Origin of the sequence: Clostridium boliviensis, from assembly GCF_033342255.1 — a bacterium.
In the GTDB taxonomy this organism is placed as follows: Bacteria; Bacillota; Clostridia; order Lachnospirales; family Lachnospiraceae; genus Lacrimispora; species Lacrimispora boliviensis.
This window is the reverse complement of sequence record NZ_JAWONS010000252.1, coordinates 22,784-43,397: the sequence shown is the minus strand read 5'-3', so window position 1 is coordinate 43,397 and position 20,614 is coordinate 22,784. Positions and strand designations below refer to the sequence as shown.

Below are 20,614 nucleotides of genomic sequence, written 5' to 3'. Positions count from 1 at the left end.
ACACCGTCTTTTTATTATAGTAAAATGAAATAAACAAGAGAAATAAACAAAAGGAAGGAAATCAGATGGGAAAGATCGCATTGCTTGTTTCCAGAGAAGAGATGATTTATCAGGCGCATAACATTGTTCAGGAGAAAAATTATGAGATTGGTGAAATGAGAGTCATTAAAACAGAAGATACCGTCTCTGAAGCCCGCCAGTCCATTGCAAACGGTGCATCTATTATCATTGCAAGAGGTCTTCAGGCTTCTCTTATCAAGCAGTATACTGATATTCCCGTAGTGGAAATTGTGATAACAGCACAGGAGATGGCGCTGTTAGTCAGCAAGGCAAAGCAGATTTTGAAAAAGGACAATCCGATTCTTGGAGTGGTTGGATTTAAAAATATGTTTTGCGACATGTCTTACTTTGATACTATATACGGGATTGAGATGCGGACCTATTTTGCCGAAAAGGGAGATGTTCTGGAGGATATGGCCAGACAGGCAGTACGTGATGAAGTGGATTTGATCATTGGAGGTGACACGGCAGTGGGGATAGCAGGAAAGGCAGGCATGCCATCCCTGTTTCTCTCCAATACGGAGGATTCAATGAGAAATGCCCTGTCTATGGCGGAAAGTGTTGACTATGCCATGGGAGTGGAAAAGCGTAATGCTGCCCAGATAGAGACTCTTCTTGATTATTCCTTTAACGGTGTGGCAAGGCTTGATGCTTCTGGCAATATTGTGGATATCAATGCAATCATGGAAGATATACTGGAGAAAAAAAAGAAGGAAATACTTTTAAAGCCTGCCACCGAGGTGTTCCCTGAGCTTTTGGGTGAGCCGTTTTGCCAGGTTCTGCAATACGGAAAGGAATCTTATTCTCTGTTTATGGAGATCAACCGGACCTCTGTATTTGCTATTGTAGCTCCGGTGGTTATTGAAAAAAAGGTGGAGGGAGCCATACTTACCTGCCATCGAATGAAGCGCAGACAAAATAAAGGACATGATTTAAAAGGGAAAAATCACTTAAGAGGTGCTGTAGCGCTGGGAGAATTCAGTGATCTTTTACAGCAATCGGTGAGCATGCAGGATTGCCTGCGCATTGCCCGGCTGTATGCACTTTCGGAAAAGACGGTAGTCATTACAGGAGAGCCGGGAACGGAAAAACAGCTTCTGGCTCAGTGCATTCACAATGCAGGGCTTCATAAAGAGGGACCTTTTATCAATATATCCTGCGACGGGCTGGGGGAAGAGGTTCAGTATGACATGATCTTTGGGGATAAGGGCGCAGTTGTCCAGGCAAAGGGCGGGTCTTTGCTGATTGAAGATGTGCAGGCCTTAACGAAGGCAAACCAGTACCGTCTTTACCAGCTGATCCGTCATAAACACCGAATGGGAAAAGATGGGCAGCGGTACGCAGGAACAGAGGTGAGGATCATGGTGACGTCATCCGTTCCGTTCTCTGCACTGGCAAAAGAGGTGACGTTTCGGAGAGAACTATATTATCTTCTGGGAGGGCTGGCAGTTGAGATTCCAGCCTTAAGAGAACGAAAAGAAGATTTAGAGCATAAGATCCGGGAGACTCTGCGTGACTGCTGTGAACATTATTCCAGGTATCATGTGCTGACGAAAGGGGCGTTTCAGATTCTGCTTGATCATCCATGGAACGGCAATTTGATCCAGGTGGAGAATTTTTGCGAACGCCTCGTTCTCACAGCGGAAAAGAGGAGTCTTGACGAGGTTTTTGTGGAACGGCTTCTCAGTGAAATGTATCCAGGAGAAGGAAAGGAAAAATCCTTTGATGATTTTATAAGAGAGCAGGAAGTCTCATATCCCATAGAAGCCAGGAAAATCAGGGATACTCTTTTGAAACTGGGAGGAAGCCGGGAAAAGACAGCAAAAGAACTGGGAATAAGCAAGGCTACCTTATGGAGAAAGATGAAAAAATATCACCTGGAATGAAATAAAAATGAAATGATAATGAGATGTTAATGAAATTATAGAGGATTTGTATAAATGAATGCTTCCCATTCGTTGATTCCGCCCATAGCAGAACGTTCTTTTTTTATCTATAATCACAGCAGAGATGGGACATACCCATCGGTAACTGCAGACAGAATGAAAAAAGTGAGGGTAAGCATATGAAAATTGGATTTATCGGTTTAGGAATTATGGGAAGACCTATGGCAAAGAATCTGTTAAAAGCAGGTCATGAATTAGTAGTATTTGATTTTAATAAAGAAGCAGTTGCAGATGTAGTTTCCTGCGGCGCAGTTTCCACTGAGACCGGAAAGGAACTGGCTTCCCAGTGTGGAGTTGTGATTACCATGGTGCCAAACTCTCCTCATGTAAGAGCAGCAGTTTTAGGCGAGAATGGTGTAGCAGAGGGTGCAAAGCCAGGTACTGTAGTCATTGATATGAGTTCAATTGATCCAACGGAAAGCAGAGCCATCGGAGCAGAACTTGAAAAGCTTGGAATTGATATGCTTGATGCTCCGGTATCCGGCGGAGAACCAAAGGCAGTCGACGGAACCTTATCTGTCATGGTTGGCGGAAAGAAAGAACTTTTTGACAAATATTATGATATGCTTATGGTTATGGCAGGATCGGTTGTTTACGTTGGAGAGCTTGGTGCAGGAAATGTGGCAAAACTGGCGAACCAGATTGTTGTTGCTGTAAATATCGCAGCTGTATCAGAAGCTCTTACTTTCGCTAAAAAAGCAGGAACTGATCCGGAACTTGTTTATCAGGCAATCCGTGGTGGTCTGGCTGGTTCCACAGTTATGGATGCAAAAGCACCCATGATGTTAAGCAGAAACTTTAAACCTGGCTTCCGTATTGAGCTTCATATCAAGGATTTAAACAATGCCTTGAATGCAGCACATAATGTAAGCTCTCCTGTTCCTTTAACAGGTCAGTTGATGGAGATTATGCAGGGGATCAGAGCAGACGGTTTTGATAAAGAGGATCATTCCAGCATTGTGAAATATTATGAAAAAATAGCAAATACAACTGTAGAACCGCAAAAATAGGCTGGACGGAGAGGACAAAAAATCATGAATACAGATTTTATTAAAGGCGTTATTGTGCCCATCCTTACGCCTATTGACGAAAATGAGCTGATTGATGAAGCAAAATTAAGAGATCAGGTTGATTATGTAATTAATGGCGGCGTGCTTGGTATTCTGGCATTCGGAAGCAATGGAGAGTTTTATGCAGTAGAAGATGACGAGATGGAGCGCGGGCTGAAAATAATGGTAGATCAGGCAGCTGGAAGGGTTCCGGTTTACTTTGGCATCGGAGCCATCAGCACGAAAAAATGCTGCCGTCTGGCAAAGATGGCTGTGGAAAACGGTGCTGCAGGTATTTCCGTTCTTCAGCCCATGTTTTTAAAGCCTACAGAAACAGAGCTTTTTAATCATTTTAAAAGAATTGCAGAAACCGTACCACAGACCCCAATGCTGCTTTACAACAACCCGGGACGTGTAGGCTATACCATGTCCGCTGGTCTGGTTGAGCGTCTGGCAAAGGAATTCGATAACATCGTCGGTATGAAGGATACCAGTGGTGATATCACCCAGACAGCGGAATTCATTCGAAGAACCCGGGGAACAGATTTTAAAGTATTCGGCGGAAAAGATACACTGTTATATGCATCTATGTGCCACGGCGCAGTAGGCGGTGTTTGTACAGCTGCCAACTTTATGCCGGAACTGATTACGGATGTGTACAACAAATTTGCAGCCGGTGATTTAAAAGGATCTCTGGAAGCACAGTTTAAGCTAAATCCGGTCCGCCTTTCCATGGATCCGGCAAGCTTCCCGGTAGCAGCTAAGGATATGGCAAATTTAAGAGGCAGAAACGTAGGACTTCCTTATAAACCCAATATTGCCACTCCCGAAGGAACAGTTCTCAGCCAGATCAGAAAAGAGATGGAGACAGCGGGGCTCATTTAGTAATAAGAGATCATTACGGGAAACATTAATATAAGAAAAAGGCAGGCTGGTGGCTGTTGATAGGCTGCCGGCCTGTTTTTCGTTTCAGGCGTATGAAGAAAGGGGCAGGCGATGAAATTTTTATTTGCATCTGATTCATTTAAAGGATCCTTATCATCTGAGGAGATTACAGGAATCCTTACAGAAGAAGCAAAACGTATTTTTCCGGATTGTGAGTGCAGCGGAGTATCTGTGGCAGATGGAGGGGAAGGAACCATAGAGGCGGTAATTGATGCTATGAATGGCCAGATCAAAACCGTATCAGTACACGGTCCGCTGATGGAAGAGACAACTGCAGAGTTCGGAGTGTTCGATGGAAGCCATGCAGTGATCGAGATGGCTAAGGCATCCGGACTTCCCATGGTTCCGTCAGAGAAGAGAAATCCTCTTTATACCACAACCTATGGGACAGGGGAGCTGATTAAAGCTGCTCTGGATGAAGGGTACAGAAATATTGCCATTGCAATCGGTGGAAGCGCAACCAATGACGGCGGTATGGGTGCCATGACAGCTCTCGGTGTGAAATTCCTTGATAAAGAAGGAAACCAGCTGACAGGTTACGGAAAAGACTTAGGAAGCGTGGACCGCATTGATATAAGCGGACTTCACCCGGCCGTGAAAGAGACAGAATTTACTGTGATGTGTGACGTAATGAATCCGCTGACTGGGCAAAATGGCGCAACCTACACGTTTGGAAAACAAAAAGGAGGAACTCCTGAAGTCCTTAAACGTCTGGAGACGGATATGAAATCCTATGCAGGAAAGCTGCTGGAACTGACAGGCATTGATGTGGACCAGATTAAAGGGACCGGAGCTGCAGGTGGCCTTGGCGCAGCTTTGAACGTATTTCTAAACGCCAATATGAAATCCGGAATTGAAACTGTTCTGGACTTAATTCAGTTTGATTCCCTGTTAGAGGGAGTAGATTTAGTCGTTACCGGAGAAGGTAGAATGGACTGGCAGTCTGCGTTTGGAAAGGTTCCCAGTGGGATCGGCATGCGGTGTAAGAAAAGAAGGATACCGGCTGTTGCCATAGTAGGCGGCATGGGGGATGGAGCCGAGAAAATCTATGAACACGGAATTGAAAGTATCACCACCACCATTCAGGGAGCAATGGCCATAGAAGAGGCCATGGAGCGGTCTGTGGAATTATATCGGGGAGCGGCACAGCGCACATTTCGTATACTGAGAGCCGGAATGAGTTTGAAAGAATAAAAAGGGGAGAAAATGGAAAATAGTAAACAATGTATCATGCTGCCGGACGGAACTGCTGTACCGTCTAACTGCCAGATCAATCAGGTTCTTTATCATGTGGCATCCAGAGGAATTGAATACGATTTAATACCATGGATGAAAGAACACAAAGTTCCTGTGATGGCATATTGCCCTCTGGCACAGGCGGGTGATTTAAAACAGGGGCTTTATGAAAATCCGGTGCTGATTCGCATTGCAGATGCTCATCGGTGTACAGTTTCCAGTATTCTTCTGGCTTTTGTAATCCAAAGTGGAAATGTGGTGGCCATACCCCGTACAGGAAATAAGCACCATGCACTTGACAATGCAAAAGCGTGGGAAGTGGTCCTGACAGAAGACGAACTTAAAGAGATAAATCAGGCTTTTCCTGCACCAGTAAGAAAGACGTATCTGAATATTGTATAATGTTTTAATAAACTAGAGTCATTGACTGAATTCTTTTGAAATGAGGCCAGGTATGGAACAGATTGCGATTCTTCTTCCAAGACAGACCATTTTAAAATATGCGCAGAATGTATTAAAGAAAGAAAATACTGAGGTTCAGATTTTAAAGGTGGTAGAAAACTCTAATGCAGCAGCAGAGGCAAAAGAGGCAATTGATGCAGGCGCCCGTGTTATTATTGCCAGAGGGCTGCAGGCTACGCTGATTAAGGAAAGTTTAAATATTCCGGTTGTGGAAATGCCGATCACTGTGCGTGAGATCGGATTTATGATCTTAAAAGCGAAAAAAATGTTGAAAAAGGATCACCCCTCAATTGGAATTGTGGCATTTGAGAATATGTTTGAAAGCCTGGCTGACCTTGACGATCTGTTTGATTTTGAACTGCATTTTTATAAACTGAATGAGCTTGATGAGACCAGGAATTTAGTAAGTCAGGCTATTATTGATGGTGTGGACTTAATTATCGGCGGAGTAAAAACCAATCAGATAGCTTTTGAAATCGGATTTCCCAGCCTGTTTATGGAAACAGGTGAGGAGTCCATTAAAAAAGCACTCCAGATGGCAGTTCATATGCTTGAGCTGGCAGAGCTGGAAAAGCACAACAAGGCTCAGCTTGATACGCTTCTTGATACATCCTTTAGCGGAATTATTAAAATCAATGCTTATCAGGAGATTGTGGCAGTAAACCGTGTAATTGAGCAGCTGTTAGGCAAACCGAACAGTGAGGTAATCGGTTTTCCGATTGATAAGGTATTTGACGGAATCGATGCAGAAAGCATAGAGGGGATCTTAAGCGGAAGAGAAGAACTTTACTCCACATCTTTTTCCATAAAAAATCAATTGTTAATGGTGATCGGAGCCCCAATTCAGTACGATGGGCATTACAGTGGAGCCATTCTAACCTGTCATAAAGTCCGGACTACGGAGCGGGAGGAAGTGTCAGAGCAGGGAGTTAAGCTGGCTGGCAGTCATCTGGCAGGCCATAATTTTCACCATATCCGAAGAGAGTCCGGCGAGATGAAACGGTGTATAAAGCTGGCAAGAGCTTATGGTATTTCTAAAAATCCTGTTTTTATTTACGGAGAGACAGGCACGGAAATAGAAATCTTTGCGGAGGCGATTCACAATAACAGTCCTCAAAGAGGAGGCCCGTTTATCCGTATTAACTGCAGTACACTAACGCAGGAAGAGCAGAAACGAGTTCTGTTTGGTTTTGGGGAGGAGAACAGAAAAAAGTCAGGCTGTGCTTTGGAAACGGCCGCTTCTGGAACGGTATTTTTAGAAGAGGTGGACCGGTTATCGTCAGAATGCCAGTACCTGCTTTTTAAAGCAGTTCGTGACAGGCTTTTCTGGGATCATGATTCTATGGTTAAGCGTGTTCTGCCTGTACGGCTGATTGCTGCTTCCAATAAAGAACTGGCAGTACTTGTAAAACAGGGGATATTCCGGGAGGATTTATATTTTTTCCTTTCCTCTTTAAAGATTTCTCTGCCTCCGTTAAGAAAAGAGCCGGAAGAAATACGCCGTTTTACTGGGATGTATCTTGAAAAATATAACACTGCTTATTCCAGATTTGTGGAAATAAGTGAGGATGCTTTGCGGGTAATGGAGGAATATTTCTGGGAAGGAAATATACTGCAGCTGGAGAGCTTTTGTGAGCGTCTGGTACTTACTGCCCACAGAAGAAAAGTGGAAGAGGGAATGGTGAAGAGTTTATTACAGGAGCTATATCCTGTTATCAGAGAAGAAAATGGAACTGCTCAGATCGTAAAAACCCAGAATCCGGAAGCTCTGCGCATAGAGCGGCTGATGGAACAATATAACGGAAGACGGACTGAGGTGGCAGAAGCAATGAAGATCAGTACAACAACTTTGTGGAGGAAGATGAAGCGTTACGGAATTGGAGATAACTATGACTTATAAGGGCGGGAATATCCAGAATGAAATGAGGATTGCAAATAATTGCAACCCTCATTTCATTATTTGAAAGAATAAGAAAGATGACAAAAAAAGACAAAATGCTTGTGGTGTCTGCCAATAGAATGATGGAGATAAGGAAGATATAATCAGATTATAAAAGTCTATTTGGTATTTGATGAAGGAGATAAAGATGACACCAGTGATAACTAAAATGGAGGTTTATCCAGTAGCAGGAAAAGACTGCATGGAATTAAATTTAAGCGGAGCCCATGCACCATTTTTTACCAGAAATGTTGTAGTCCTGTATGCAGATAACGGAGAAATGGGAGTGGGTGAAGTACCGGGAGGAGAAAAAATCACCGATGCACTTACCGATTGTATTCCACTTGTGACAGGCACTAAAATCAGTGAATATAAGAGTACTCTTTTAAGAGTAAAGAAATATTTAGACTCCAGAGGGGAAGAGGATATAAGAGGAAACCAGACTTTTGATTTACGGACTGGAGTTCATGTAATCACAGCTATTGAGGCCCCTTGCCTGGATCTGTTAGGAAAATATTTAGATGTACCGGTCTGCGAACTGTTAGGAGAAGGAAAACAGAGAGACAGCGTACGTATGCTGGGTTACTTATTCTTTGTGGGAGACAGAAACAAGACGGATCTGCCATATGATTCCGAGCCGAATTCGGACTGTGAGTGGTACCGCATCCGTCATGAGGAAGCCCTGACTGCTGAAAAGATCGTGGCATTTGCAAAAGCCACCAGAGAAAAATACGGATTCCAGGACTTTAAGCTGAAAGGCGGCGTGCTGAAAGGAAATGAAGAGATGGATGTAATCCGGGAATTAAAGAAAGCATTCCCGGATGCGCGCATCGATTTAGATCCCAATGGAGGGTGGCTCCTTGAGGAGGCTGTTGAGTATGTCAAAGGGATGCAGGGTATATTAACCTACTGTGAGGACCCATGCGGAGCAGAGGGCGTTTATTCCGGAAGGGAGATTGTCAGCGAGTTCCGCCGCCGCACCGGTTTCCCTACAGCTACCAACATGATAGCAACAGACTGGAGAGAGGTGGGGCATTCCCTGGAATCCCAGGCAGTCGATATTATACTGGCAGATCCTCATTTCTGGACGATGAACGGTTCTGTCCGGGTTGCACAGATGTGCCATGATTTCGGCTATACATGGGGCTCCCACTCCAACAATCATTTTGATATATCCCTTGCCATGTTTACTCAGGTGGGTGCGGCAGCTCCTGGTGAATACAATGCACTTGATACTCACTGGATCTGGCAGGAGGGATTAGAGCGGCTGACAAAAGAACCTCTTAAAATTGAAAATGGCAGCATTCAGGTTCCCAAGAAACCGGGTCTGGGTATTGAGGCGGACATGGATCAGATAAAGAAAGCCCATCAGCTGTATCTTGACCACTGTCTGGGGGGAAGAGATGATGCCGTGGGTATGCAGTATCTGATCCCAGGATGGAAATTTAATCCCAAAAAACCATGCCTGGTTCGTTAATTTGACGGATTATTACTGTTTCTTATCGATTCAATCGGTATTAATTATTGGATTTATGGAAGCTGTATTGGTATAATGCGTATGAAAGAAAGAAAAATAAAATAAAACATATGCAATATGACCAAAGGAAGGAAAAGAAAGATATGGAGCACTCAGGAACACCGGTTGTTACGAAGATGCAGGTTATTCCGGTAGCAGGTTATGACAGCATGCTGATGACGTTGAGTGGAGCACACGCACCGTGGTTTACCAGAAATTTAGTAATCCTGGAGGACAGCGCCGGAAATACGGGGATCGGTGAAATTCATGGAGGAGATTATACCTGTGAAGCATTAAGAAGCTGCACCTCACTGGTAGTTGGCCAGCCAATCGGGAAATACCGCAGTATTATAAATTCAATTCATAAGGCTGGAACAAGAGCACAGGAAGATGATGGGGAAGGAATACAGACCCTGGACATCAGTAAGCTGAAGTTTGTTGTAAAAGCAGAATGGGCCATTGAGTGTGCACTTCTTGATCTGTTAGGACAGCATCTGGGACTGCCCATGTGTGAACTACTGGGAGAGGGGAAGCAAAGGGACAAGGTTGAGACACTGGGATATTTATTCTATGTCAGCAGCAAAGAAAAGGCTTCTTTACCATATCTGGATGAGAACGGCAGCAGCGATCCATGGTTTTGCCTGCGCCGTAAACAGATGCTTACTCCGGAAGCAATCGCAGAGCAGGCCAGTGTTCTTCACGAAAAATATGGATTTAATAATTTTAAGCTCAAAGGCGGTGTACTTGAGGGCGAAAAGGAAATGGAAGCAGTCAGGGCGTTAAAGTCTGCATTTCCAGAAGGCAGAATTAACATAGATCCCAACGGAGCATGGAGTCTTAAGGAAGCAATCAATCTTTGTAAACCGATGGAGGGAATCTTATCCTACATAGAAGATCCATGTGGCCCGGAATCCGGTTTTTCAAGCAGGGAGATTATGGCTGAATTTAAAAATGCCGTCAATCTGCCGGTAGCAACTAATATGATCGCAACAGACTGGAGACAGTTCTATCATTCAGCAGCGTTGAAAGCGGTGGATATCGTTCTGGCAGATCCTCATTTCTGGGGATTTGAAGGAAGTGTGCGAATGGCACAGATTCTAAATGACTGGGGACTGACCTGGGGGAGTCATTCCAACAATCACTTTGATATTACGCTGACAGCATTTGCTCATGTGGCGGCTGCAGCACCAGGGAAGCCAACTGCACTTGATACCCACTGGATCTGGCAGGATGGACAGAATCTGCTAAACGATACTCCGTCTATTAAAAACGGTTATTTAGAGGTACCTGACAGACCAGGTCTGGGAGTAACCATAAATATGGAGCGGGTTATGGAGGCAAATGCCCTGTATAACAGTCTTTCCTCTCATGACAGAGATGACGCTCTGGCGATGCAGTATTTAATACCTGGCTGGAAGTATGACTGTAAAAAGCCGGCATTGGTAAGATAAAAGGAGGAGAACAGTCAATGTTTATTAAAAAATATGGGGATATCATTGTAGGTGGATTTTTTATGATCCTGTCTGCAGGAATGATGATTATGGCAAAGATGCTGCCTAAATCAGCAATTATGGATATCGGACCGGATTTCATGCCCATGTGCATCGGAATTGTGACCTTTGCACTGGCAGCAGTCCTGGCATTTTTAAATATTAAAAACTTAAAGATACGAACAGCAGAAGCAGAAACAATGGAAAAGGAAAATCTGGATTACAAACGAATGCTGATCAGCTTTATTCTGATTCTGGTATATGTTTATTTACTTCATCCCGTAGGATTTATTGTTTCTACCATTCTTTATCTGCCTTTGCAGATGTATATTCTGGCTCCTGATGATAAGAAGAAAAAAAAGGATATTATACAGCTTGTAATCATTACTGTTATATTTACCTTTGTGGTATTCTTCCTGTTCCGGTATGGATTTAAGATCATACTGCCTGCCGGGATATTCACCATTAACTTATAGGAGGGGAAACTATGAACGCATTAATTTCTTTGGGAAGCGCGTATGCAAGAATCTTTACTCCGTCTTCTCTGATGCTTATGGCTGCAGGAGTGACTGTCGGAATTATATTTGGTTCCATTCCCGGTTTATCCGCATCTATGGCAGTGGCATTATTTCTGCCTCTTACCTTCAGTATGTCTCCTTCCATGGGAATGAATATGCTGGTTGCAGTTTATATCGGCGGTATATCAGGAGGCCTGATCTCAGCTATTCTTCTTAATATGCCGGGTACAGCCTCTTCCATTGCAACCTGTTTTGACGGGCACCCAATGGCAAAGAACGGAGAAGCCGGTAAGGCACTGGGATACGGAATTGTCTTTTCCTTTATTGGATCTATCTTTTCCTTTATTGTTCTGACATTCTGCGCTCCTTTACTGGCGGATATCGCATTAAAGTTTACTCCAGCCGAAAACTTTGGTATTTCCTTTTTTGCACTTACCATGGTTGCGGTGCTGGCTTCCGGCTCCATGGTAAAGGGTGTTCTGGCAGGTATGCTGGGACTGATCTTTGCGCTGGTGGGAATGGCTCCTATTGACGGTACGGCCCGATTTACCTTTGGGTCAAGCTCCCTGATGGCGGGCTTTGATACCCTTCCTACTTTGATTGGTATCTTTGCCATATCGGAAATTCTGATAACAGCGGAATCTATGGGGAATGGAGCGCTGGATGTGATCAGAATGAAGCCGATTAAGGGCTTTGGATTTTCCTGGAAGGATTTTATATATCAGATCCCTAATGCCATACGTTCCGCTTTGATTGGAACCGGAATCGGTATTCTACCCGGTATTGGAGGAAGTACTTCTGGAATGCTTTCTTATGTAACTGCTAAAAACATGTCAAAGCATCCGGAGGAATTCGGAAAAGGCTGTCCTGACGGAATCGTAGCAACTGAAACCGCCAACAACGCCACCATCGGCGGTGCTATGATTCCGCTGCTGGTTCTGGGAATTCCCGGAGATGGGGTGACTGCCATGATGCTGGGAGGCTTTTTGATCCATGGTTTATCAGCAGGACCTCTGTTATTTGTTAAAAATGCAGATGTGGTATACGGAATCTTCGCAGCCTGTATGATTTGTGTTACTCTGATGCTGTTAATTGAGTTCTTTGGAATCAGGGTATTTGTACAGCTTTTAAAGATTCCTAAGCACATACTGATGCCTCTGATCCTGGTTTTATGCTGTGTGGGTGCTTACGCCACCAATAACCGGATCTTCGATGTACAGTCCATAATTTTATTTGGACTGGTAGGATACTTATATCATAAGTTCAGACTTCCGACGACACCGTTTGTATTATGCTTTCTCATAGGAAAAATGCTGGAGACATATCTCCGAAGAGGAATCATGCAGTACAAATCTTTTGGAGCCTTCTTCCAGAGACCGATTTTCGACGCCTTCTTTTTTGTCGCAATCGGGGTTGTGGTTTGGACAGTTTATAAAGAATACAAGATGTACTTAAACAAAAAGGGTGTAAAGGCAGCTGAACAATCATAAAAAAGGAGAGCAGAAACTATGAAAAAAAGATTTTTGGCAGCAGTAATGGCGGCGGGGCTGGTTCTTAGCATGACAGCATGTGGAGGAAGCCAGACAGAGACAACAACAGCGGCAACAACAGCAGCAACAACACAAGCAGCAGGCACCGAGGCAGCGACCACAAAGGGGTCAGAAGCGGCAGGTACTGAGGCAGCAGCTTCTGACTGGAAGCCAACTACTACTGTATCCATCGTGGTTCCGGCAGGAGCAGGCGGTAACACAGATCTTTCCGCCCGTGTGTTTGCAGAGTATGCAAAGAAAATGACAGGTGCTGATTTTATTGTGGTAAATGCCAATGGTGCAGCCGGTTCCGTAGCAGCAAATCAGGTTCGTTCCGCAGCACCGGATGGACATACCTTCCTTTATGGACACAACCTGGTAAATGTGGCAAATATTGCAGGTGTTACCGATTATAACTATACCGCGTTTAAATTAGGACCGACATTTGCACTTGATCCGGCACAGCAGTTATACGCAAATCCGGAGAAGTTTAAGACACTTGATGAGTTTATCCAGGCAGCAAAGGCAAACCCAGGCAAGTTAAAAGCATGTACCGAAGTGGGTGCTTATACTTACTATGAGCTGCTTGCATTTGAGAAGGTGGCAGGAATTGATCTGGATCTGGTTGACGTAGGTTCCAACTCCGATAAGGTTGCAGCCATGCTTTCCGGTCAGGTGGATTTAATGCCGGGTGCTTATATTAACTGTAAGGATTATCTGGAAGCAGGACAGTTTGTCTGCCTTGGAGCTCCTACAAAAGAGCGTTATGAATTAATTAAGGATATTCCCACTTTAGCAGAGCAGGGTGTAAATTTAGTATATCCAAACTGCGAATTTTCCTTCTATTTCCCCAAGGATACATCTGATGACGTAATTGCCTGGTACGATCAGCTAGTTAAGAAAATGACCGAAGATCCGGAAGTGAAAGAGGCGATTGCCAAAGTTGAGATGATGCCTTACTACTTAAGTTCCGCTGATTCGGAAGCAAATGACGAAAAGATTTACAATGAGATTAAGCAGATTGCAGACGATCTTGCAAAATAATTTATTCAGAGATCAGTAAGACAGCCCTGGGTGTCGGTTAAGTACCGGCACCCAGGGCTGATTTTTAATGGAAATAGTTCTTTATAGAATCGCATAAGTATTGACTTGCATGACTTTGAACCCAGTTTTTTCTTGTTACCAGTGCGTTTAATCTGGTAAGCGTTGGTTCCACACTATAGTAAGCTACATGCTCACGGTCGGATGAACAGGATTCACTGATAAATGTGACGCCAATTCCCATTGCCACCATACTTCTGGTTGTAGAAATGCTGTTGGTTTCACAGACTGTACTGGGAATCCAGCCGGCATCTTCCAGAATCATGTCGGTAAGGTGCCGAAGAGTGGAACCTTTTTTCGACAGGAGGATATTCTCTTCCCCGAAATTTTTTGCAAATTCTCTGATTCCGATAGGTTTGTCCGGATTGATTTTGCGGTAGGGGTGATTAACGGGAATGGAGAATAAAACTTCTTCCTTCTTAAGAATGCTCACCTGATCAGGGGAAAAGGGAGAGATTTCATTCATTGCCATGATTCCGCAGTCGATACTTTCCTCCAGTATCATCTTTGTAAGTGACGGAAGATTGGTTTCTGAAATTTCAATGATAATATCCGGGTATTGAGACTTGAAGGCAGGAATAATATCGGTCAGCATATCAAGACCGAACTGTGACGTCACTCCTACGGTTATGTGACCGCGGTTGTCAATATTCTGGATATTCTGATAGAGAACATTTTTAATGGACATGACTTTTTTTGCAGCTTCTATATAAAGAGAGCCTGCCGGAGTGAGGGTTAACCGGCCCTTGCTCCGGTAAAACAATGGGGTTCCCAGTTCACTTTCCAGCTTTGAGAGGTACTGGCTTAAGGTGGATTGGGAGACAAAAAGTTCTTCGGCGGCTTTTGTCATGTTTTCTTTTTTGGCGATAGTCAGAATGTAAGTCAGATAGCGGGTGTCCATAAAAGTGCCTCCTTGTTTATGCGATGTGTATTGGGGTAGGGAGTATTGTTATTATTTATTATCATATCATAGTTGGGATATATTTGCATTAATTGCGTTTCTTTTGTCACAATATGTCAGCTGGTTATTCTTGCTTTCTATCACTTGGTGTGTTAGTATTGTGATAGTAAAGATAGAAAGTGATAGAAGGGGTGGAACCGTGAAGTTATATGAAAGTGAAACAATTGAGTTAAAAGAAATTTATACAGCTGATTTAAAAAAAGAAATTGTTGCTTTTGCCAATACAAATGGTGGGACAATCTATATAGGTGTTAATGATAATGGCGAGATAGTTGGTCTTGATGATGCTGATTTTGTAATGCAGCAGATATGTAATTCTATGAGAGACAGTATACGCCCTGATGTGTCCATGTTTACAAATATTGAACTGCTACAGGAAAAGACTAAATTTTTTATTAAGCTGACTGTCAGTCAGGGGACAAAAAAACCTTACTATTTGTCTGACAAAGGGCTTAAACCTACAGGAGTATATGTCAGAAGCGGGACTACATCAGCACCTGCTTCTGAAGATGCAATACGCATGATGATAAAAACCACTGACGGTGATTCATTTGAAACAAATCGATCCCTCTTTCAGGAACTGACTTTTTACAGACTGGATGAGGAGTTAAAAAAGAGAGGGTTAGAATTTACCGATATTCAAATGAAGAATTTAGGAATTCTTTCTTCTGATGGTATTTATACAAATATGGGTTTACTTGTTTCTGATCAATGTATACATTCTATTAAATTTGCCATATTCCAAGGTACAGATAAGTTGGTTTTCAGGGACAGAAAAGAATTTACAGGCTCCCTGTTTACTCAGCTTAATGATGCTTACAGGACCATTGATTTCTACAATGGGACAAAGGCTTCTTTTCATGATTTGCTTCGAACAGATGAAAGAGATTATCCGGAATATGCTGTTCGCGAAGCATTGTTAAATGCAATTGTTCACAGGGATTATTCTTTCAGCGGCAGTACTTTCATTAATCTCTATTCAGACAGACTGGAGATAATATCCTTAGGAAGCCTGGTACCTGGATTATCTTTAGAGGCAGCTATGTTAGGAGCGTCTCAATCCAGAAATGAAAAACTTGCAGCACTTTTTTACAGGATGAAGCTTATTGAAGCATATGGGACAGGAATCAGTAAAATAATAAGCTGTTATAAAGAATTTTCAGTACAGCCTGAGTTTGAAAATGTGGAAGGTGCATTTAGGGTAGTGCTGCCTAATATACATGCAAGAGTATTGATGGATAAAAATGAAAAGTATTTACCTATAATAAAATTATTTGAGAAACAAAGAGAAATTACCCGCTCCGATGTTGAAGAAACCCTGGGGTCTGGGACAACTCATGCAATTAATATGCTTAAGGAAATGCTGGATAAAGATTTGATTGGTAAGGTTGGGAATGGTAAATTAACAAAATATGTGGCGAAGTTTTAAGGATTGGATTTTTTTGATTTAAGCCTAAAAAAATGCCATGAACAAAAACGTTCATGGCATTTTTTTATCTATTCCCACTAAATAAAATTTTAATTAAAAAAATACCGCCTAATAATGATAGCAAAATGCCTGTTATTCTATAGTTGTTTGATATGATATTTAAATAATTATAATTAAATTCAAGGGGAACATCTAGTTTCTGCATTGTTAATAGCTTTAAATCCAACTTATACTCTGCTATCTTATAGCAGTTTAATATCAAAGTGAAACCAATTGCTTCAAACATAAATGTTATAACATAGTAGAAAGGAACTTTATTCATATTTACCTACTTCCATTATCTGGTTATTACTCCCAAGCCTGTTGCAACAGTAAAACCTCCTCTTCCATAATAATCACCAGAAGGTTTGCCATATACTGAATAATCATATGATTGATAAATTATATATACATCGACATACATTCCATTAGATGTATTGTTACTTTGAGATATAGTTTTTGAGACTGTAGAAGTACTTGATAAGCCATATCCTAACTGTGCTGATATTTCCTTTATAGGTGCAACCCCGACCGTGAAGGAAGCTGATTTTGAAACTTGTTTTGTATAAGTATGTGATATACTTCCTCCAGGTGAAATATAGTCAGAAGCAGTGGGAAGTGAACTCCAACTTTCGCGTGGACCATCTGTACGTTTTATAGTGGCTCCTGTATCATACCAAGCCATTAAGTGGTTGTCATTTCCTGATATTTTCTCAATTTCTATTGGCTTAACAATATCATAAATTTCAACACTTTTAATTTCATCAGGATTAAGACCTAATGCCTTTACAATTGTTTCTTTATCACGGGATTCTACACTAACTAGATTCCCCTGTGTTGTGGGTTGTGCATTTACACTAAAACTAAACATAAGTGTGAAAGCCATAAGCATGGCACTCAAAGTCTTATACTTCTTTTTTGGAATAAATAATCTCATTATAAATAAACCTCCTCTTTTCTTAAATGTAGTGCTATTTCATAGTATTTTTCTTTATAAAAACAATGGAATCCCCCCCCCTATCTAAATACTATACGGCTTTGGACAAAGATTAGAATCCAAACCCGCCTTTTAATTCCCCCCCCTACTTCTTTTATGGTTCTAGCACTCATGATATTATAGTTTATATAATATTACGGTAAATTTACTTTGTCAATAACGATTTTAAAAATTAAAATCGTTTTGTTATTATTTATGATTTTAACATTAATTGACTTTTTTATAGTTTTAATTTATAATTTGATAAAAGTCATAAAATTAGGAGGTGAATACTATGCAAGGCAATAAAGACATCAATTCATGTTTTTTTCTTACAAATAAGGAAGAATCTGCTATGAAAGTTTTGTGGGCATCAGATACTCCTTTATGTGCTACCGAAATTGCAGAAAGAATTCCTAATAGAATTTGGCCCTCAAGTTCAATACAAAGTATTTTGAGAACGCTTGAAAAAAAGGAAGCTATTGAAGTAGCTGAAATAACCAAAATCGGAAAGTCCTACGGTCGTCTGTTTCGACCAACAATATCAGCCAATGAATATGCTGTTATGCAATTTGATAGATATTATCAGGGACATGATCAGGAGGGTTTATCTTTAATATCAACGCTTTTGGGCAAAAAAAAATGCAAAAAAGAAATTGCGGAAGCTTTACAGGAACTATTAAACCAATACAGGGAGGACTAGTTTATGGGGGTAACATTGTTCTCCTTCTTGACTTCACTTATTTGGGTAAGTATTTTTGCAATAGTTATAAAATTATTAAGCAGGCAAATGATTCTATTAAGAACTTTTTCGATTTATCCTTTGATTTTTTTGATTTGTTTATGTTTAATTAGGTTCTTTTTACCAACTGAACTATTCTATACTCAAATTATCAGGTCTAAAAATTTATTGCCTTCTTTACAATATGTATTAACTTATCCTCTAATTAATTTTTACAGCAAAGGTATTACTGTTAACATATTAGAAATTTTGATTCTCATAAGCGTTGGAGTTGCATTATATAAATTTTACATTAAGATAAGTGAGTATAGAAGATTATCTAATATACTAAGTATTTTTCCGGATTGTGAAGACCAGCGCGTAAAAACAACCTTAGAAAAAATACAAAATCTTACCGGAATAAGAAAAGAATTAAAAATTATAATGCACAAAGGCATAAGGACACCGGCAATAGTCGGCTTTCATTCACAAATCATATTGCTTCCAGATATAAACTTCACTGACGACGAATTATTTAGTGTTCTATTGCATGAGTGGCAGCATTACCAACAGAGACATGTAATAATCAAATGTATTTGTGATATCATTCAGACCATATTCTGGTGGAACCCGTTTTTTAGATATTTTAACACGGAAGTGGAACACACTTTAGAGATGCACTCAGATGAAAAAGTTAGTTGTTTTTTAAATAGGCAGCAACAAAAATGTTATTTAAATGCTATAATCAAAGTCATTCAAAATCAGGAAAAAAGTCAAAAGAAGTCTATATTAACTTGTTGCTTAGTTGAAGAAGCGAAAAGTGATCGTATGGAACAACGATTTAAAATGTTACTTGAAAGTAATTATTCAAAAATCAAGAAACAAAGAAGTAAAATGCTTATTCCAATTACATTTGTTTTGCTAATGCTGTCGTATACCTTTGTTATACAACCCTACAGCGAGCCTGGTATACAAAATTACGGAATCATGACTGAAATATCAAGTAGTTATTATTTTGTAAAAACAGATTCAGGTTATAATCTTTACAACGAGCAAGGAGATATAATAGCTACTGTTTCAGTGATTGATGATAGTTTAAAGCATTTGAAAATAATAAACGAGGGGGTAAACCATGAAAAAGTTTTCCATAATTAATCTTACCTGCCTATTGGCAGCAACTATGTTTTTAGTATTTTTACCAACTAACAGTTATGCATCTGGGTATTCAAATGAACAAATGCAGGATATTGAAAATTCTGAAATACGCCTTTTGGCAGAAGAAACTGGTTATAAATATAAAGTCATTAATGGCAAACTGTATAAACGGCTCTGGTCATATACATATGCCAGATGGATTGATAAGGATTGGATATTAATATCATAACAAAACAACCGTTTCCTCAAAGTATTTGAAGTCTGCTTGCTAAACTTTGTTGTTCAAAAGTGTTCCACCAGGATTAATTCATGTTATACTAGAATCTAATTGATAACTAAAAAAGCATAAAATAGGATTAAGATGAGGTATTTAAAAAATTTGTGTTTACGAATCTGCCAATCACAATACTACCGCAGAATTAACTAGTAATAGTGGCAGTCTTATTAATATAAAGTTTAGAAAAAGAATAATGAAGGCAGAAAGTTGGAACATTTATGGCAAGTATTAAAGAAATAGCAGAGATGTCCGGTGTTGCGAAAAGCACTGTATCCAGGTATCTAAATCAGGGATCTGTCAGTGAAAAAACAGCCGGACGGATAGAAGCAGTCATTAAAAAAACAGGATATTCCCCCAATCAGTTCGCCCAGAGTTTAAAGGCGAAAAAAACGAAAATTATCGGAGTGATTATTCCAAGGCTGAACTCCAATGCAATGTCGGAAACACTGCTGGGCATTGATGATGTATTGCAGGATAACGGATTTCAGATAATCATTTCCAATACGAACCAGAATAATGCCAGAGAGATTGAAAGTATCTATTCTCTTGCAAAACAGAAGGTTTCTGGTATCATTCTGGCTGCCACGGTAATCACGGACAAGCATAAAAAAGCTTTTAATGAGATTTCAATTCCCATAGTTGTTATCGGTCAGCAGGTGCCTGGTGTTCCCAGTGTGATTCACGACGATTATGAGGCTGGGTATTGTCTGGGAAAGTATATTTTCCAGAGAGGCCATCGGTACGTCATTTATCTTGGAGTTCCTGAGACAGATGTATCAGTAGGAATAAAAAGGAAACAGGGTGTGATAAAGGCTTCCGGGGAATATGAAAATATAGTTCTTAAAGTAGAGGAAACTTCTTTCTCTTCCCAGGACGCAGTGATTATGGCAAAGAAAATTCTTACAGAAAAAAATCAGCCTACTGCGATTATTGCCGCAACCGATAACATTGCAGTGGGAGTGTTAAAAGCCTGCTGTCTTCTGGATAGAAAAGTCCCGGAACAGCTTTCAATTGTGGGAGTTGGAGGAGATAAGATTACGGATCTGGTATATCCTGGAATTACAACAGTTAAGTTCTTCTTCCAGGAAGCCGGAGGTACTGCAGCAAAAAGTCTCCTTAAGTTATTAGAACATGAAAAAACGGAAGAACTCATAGTCTCTCCCTACGAGTTAATTGAACGTTTTAGTGTTGACAAACTACAATAGAAGAAGTAAAATTAATTATAAGGAACCGGTTCCAAAACAAAGTGAAACTGTTCCTTATAA

General features: G+C 41.0%; 18 protein-coding genes. 16 read left to right on the top strand and 2 right to left on the bottom strand.

The genetic code is table 11. The features are described from left to right. Nucleotides 1-65 precede the first annotated feature (65 nt). From RZO55_RS17175 to RZO55_RS17125, 11 genes are all read left to right on the top strand, one after another. On the top strand, nt 66-1,946 hold the full coding sequence (locus RZO55_RS17175) for a PrpR N-terminal domain-containing protein (protein ID WP_318065487.1): 1,881 nt from the start codon (nt 66-68) through the stop codon (nt 1,944-1,946). 137 nt (nt 1,947-2,083) lie between these two features. Beyond that, the gene (gene garR / locus RZO55_RS17170) at nt 2,084-3,016 is read left to right on the top strand and encodes a 2-hydroxy-3-oxopropionate reductase (protein WP_500683311.1); all 933 of its coding nucleotides are present in this window, start codon (nt 2,084-2,086) and stop codon (nt 3,014-3,016) included. A 24-nt stretch (nt 3,017-3,040) separates the two neighbouring features. Next, nucleotides 3,041-3,940, top strand: a complete 900-nt coding sequence (locus RZO55_RS17165) for a dihydrodipicolinate synthase family protein (protein WP_318065485.1) — start codon at nt 3,041-3,043, stop codon at nt 3,938-3,940. 111 nt (nt 3,941-4,051) lie between these two features. Beyond that, a complete protein-coding gene (locus RZO55_RS17160; protein ID WP_318065484.1) occupies nt 4,052-5,194 on the top strand; it encodes a glycerate kinase family protein in 1,143 nt (380 codons plus the stop codon). Nucleotides 5,195-5,206: 12 nt separating this feature from the next. Further along, the gene (locus RZO55_RS17155) at nt 5,207-5,638 is read left to right on the top strand and encodes an aldo/keto reductase (RefSeq protein ID WP_318065483.1); all 432 of its coding nucleotides are present in this window, start codon (nt 5,207-5,209) and stop codon (nt 5,636-5,638) included. A gap of 52 nt (nt 5,639-5,690) precedes the next feature. Next, nucleotides 5,691-7,598: a sigma-54-dependent Fis family transcriptional regulator gene (locus RZO55_RS17150; RefSeq protein ID WP_318065482.1), complete on the top strand. Its 1,908-nt coding sequence runs from the start codon at nt 5,691-5,693 to the stop codon at nt 7,596-7,598. Nucleotides 7,599-7,785: 187 nt separating this feature from the next. Then, nucleotides 7,786-9,114, top strand: coding sequence for an enolase C-terminal domain-like protein (locus RZO55_RS17145; RefSeq protein WP_318065481.1), 1,329 nt, complete (start codon nt 7,786-7,788; stop codon nt 9,112-9,114). Between the two features lie 143 nt (nt 9,115-9,257). Then, nucleotides 9,258-10,604 (top strand): enolase C-terminal domain-like protein, encoded by a 1,347-nt coding sequence (locus RZO55_RS17140; protein ID WP_318065480.1) that lies wholly within the window; start codon nt 9,258-9,260, stop codon nt 10,602-10,604. 17 nt (nt 10,605-10,621) lie between these two features. Continuing rightward, nucleotides 10,622-11,119: a tripartite tricarboxylate transporter TctB family protein gene (locus RZO55_RS17135; RefSeq protein ID WP_318065479.1), complete on the top strand. Its 498-nt coding sequence runs from the start codon at nt 10,622-10,624 to the stop codon at nt 11,117-11,119. An 11-nt stretch (nt 11,120-11,130) separates the two neighbouring features. Then, nucleotides 11,131-12,651: a tripartite tricarboxylate transporter permease gene (locus RZO55_RS17130; RefSeq protein WP_318065478.1), complete on the top strand. Its 1,521-nt coding sequence runs from the start codon at nt 11,131-11,133 to the stop codon at nt 12,649-12,651. Between the two features lie 18 nt (nt 12,652-12,669). Then, nucleotides 12,670-13,734 (top strand): tripartite tricarboxylate transporter substrate binding protein, encoded by a 1,065-nt coding sequence (locus RZO55_RS17125; RefSeq protein ID WP_318065477.1) that lies wholly within the window; start codon nt 12,670-12,672, stop codon nt 13,732-13,734. A gap of 64 nt (nt 13,735-13,798) precedes the next feature. On the opposite strand, the gene RZO55_RS17120 is transcribed toward RZO55_RS17125, so the two are convergent. After that, complete coding sequence (locus RZO55_RS17120; RefSeq protein ID WP_318065476.1) at nt 13,799-14,692, bottom strand: LysR family transcriptional regulator; 894 nt, start codon at nt 14,690-14,692, stop codon at nt 13,799-13,801. Nucleotides 14,693-14,717: 25 nt separating this feature from the next. Here RZO55_RS17120 and RZO55_RS17115 point away from each other — a divergent pair, with 25 nt between their 5' ends. Continuing rightward, the gene (locus RZO55_RS17115) at nt 14,718-16,181 is read left to right on the top strand and encodes an RNA-binding domain-containing protein (protein ID WP_318065475.1); all 1,464 of its coding nucleotides are present in this window, start codon (nt 14,718-14,720) and stop codon (nt 16,179-16,181) included. A gap of 337 nt (nt 16,182-16,518) precedes the next feature. Here RZO55_RS17115 and RZO55_RS17110 read toward each other — a convergent pair whose 3' ends face one another. Next, the gene (locus RZO55_RS17110) at nt 16,519-17,157 is read right to left on the bottom strand and encodes a hypothetical protein (RefSeq protein WP_318065474.1); all 639 of its coding nucleotides are present in this window, start codon (nt 17,155-17,157) and stop codon (nt 16,519-16,521) included. A 334-nt stretch (nt 17,158-17,491) separates the two neighbouring features. On the opposite strand from RZO55_RS17110, the gene RZO55_RS17105 reads away from it, so the two are divergent. The 4 genes from RZO55_RS17105 (at nt 17,492) to RZO55_RS17090 (ending at nt 20,554) form a co-directional block, all read left to right on the top strand. Further along, entirely contained in the window at nt 17,492-17,899 is a 408-nt protein-coding gene (locus tag RZO55_RS17105) for a BlaI/MecI/CopY family transcriptional regulator (protein ID WP_318065473.1), read from the top strand. Between the two features lie 3 nt (nt 17,900-17,902). After that, nucleotides 17,903-19,072: a M56 family metallopeptidase gene (locus tag RZO55_RS17100; RefSeq protein WP_318065472.1), complete on the top strand. Its 1,170-nt coding sequence runs from the start codon at nt 17,903-17,905 to the stop codon at nt 19,070-19,072. Further along, the gene (locus RZO55_RS17095) at nt 19,050-19,301 is read left to right on the top strand and encodes a hypothetical protein (RefSeq protein ID WP_318065471.1); all 252 of its coding nucleotides are present in this window, start codon (nt 19,050-19,052) and stop codon (nt 19,299-19,301) included. The genes RZO55_RS17100 and RZO55_RS17095 overlap by 23 nt, the downstream gene beginning before the upstream one ends. A gap of 266 nt (nt 19,302-19,567) precedes the next feature. Continuing rightward, nucleotides 19,568-20,554, top strand: a complete 987-nt coding sequence (locus tag RZO55_RS17090; protein WP_318065470.1) for a LacI family DNA-binding transcriptional regulator — start codon at nt 19,568-19,570, stop codon at nt 20,552-20,554. Nucleotides 20,555-20,614 lie beyond the last annotated feature (60 nt).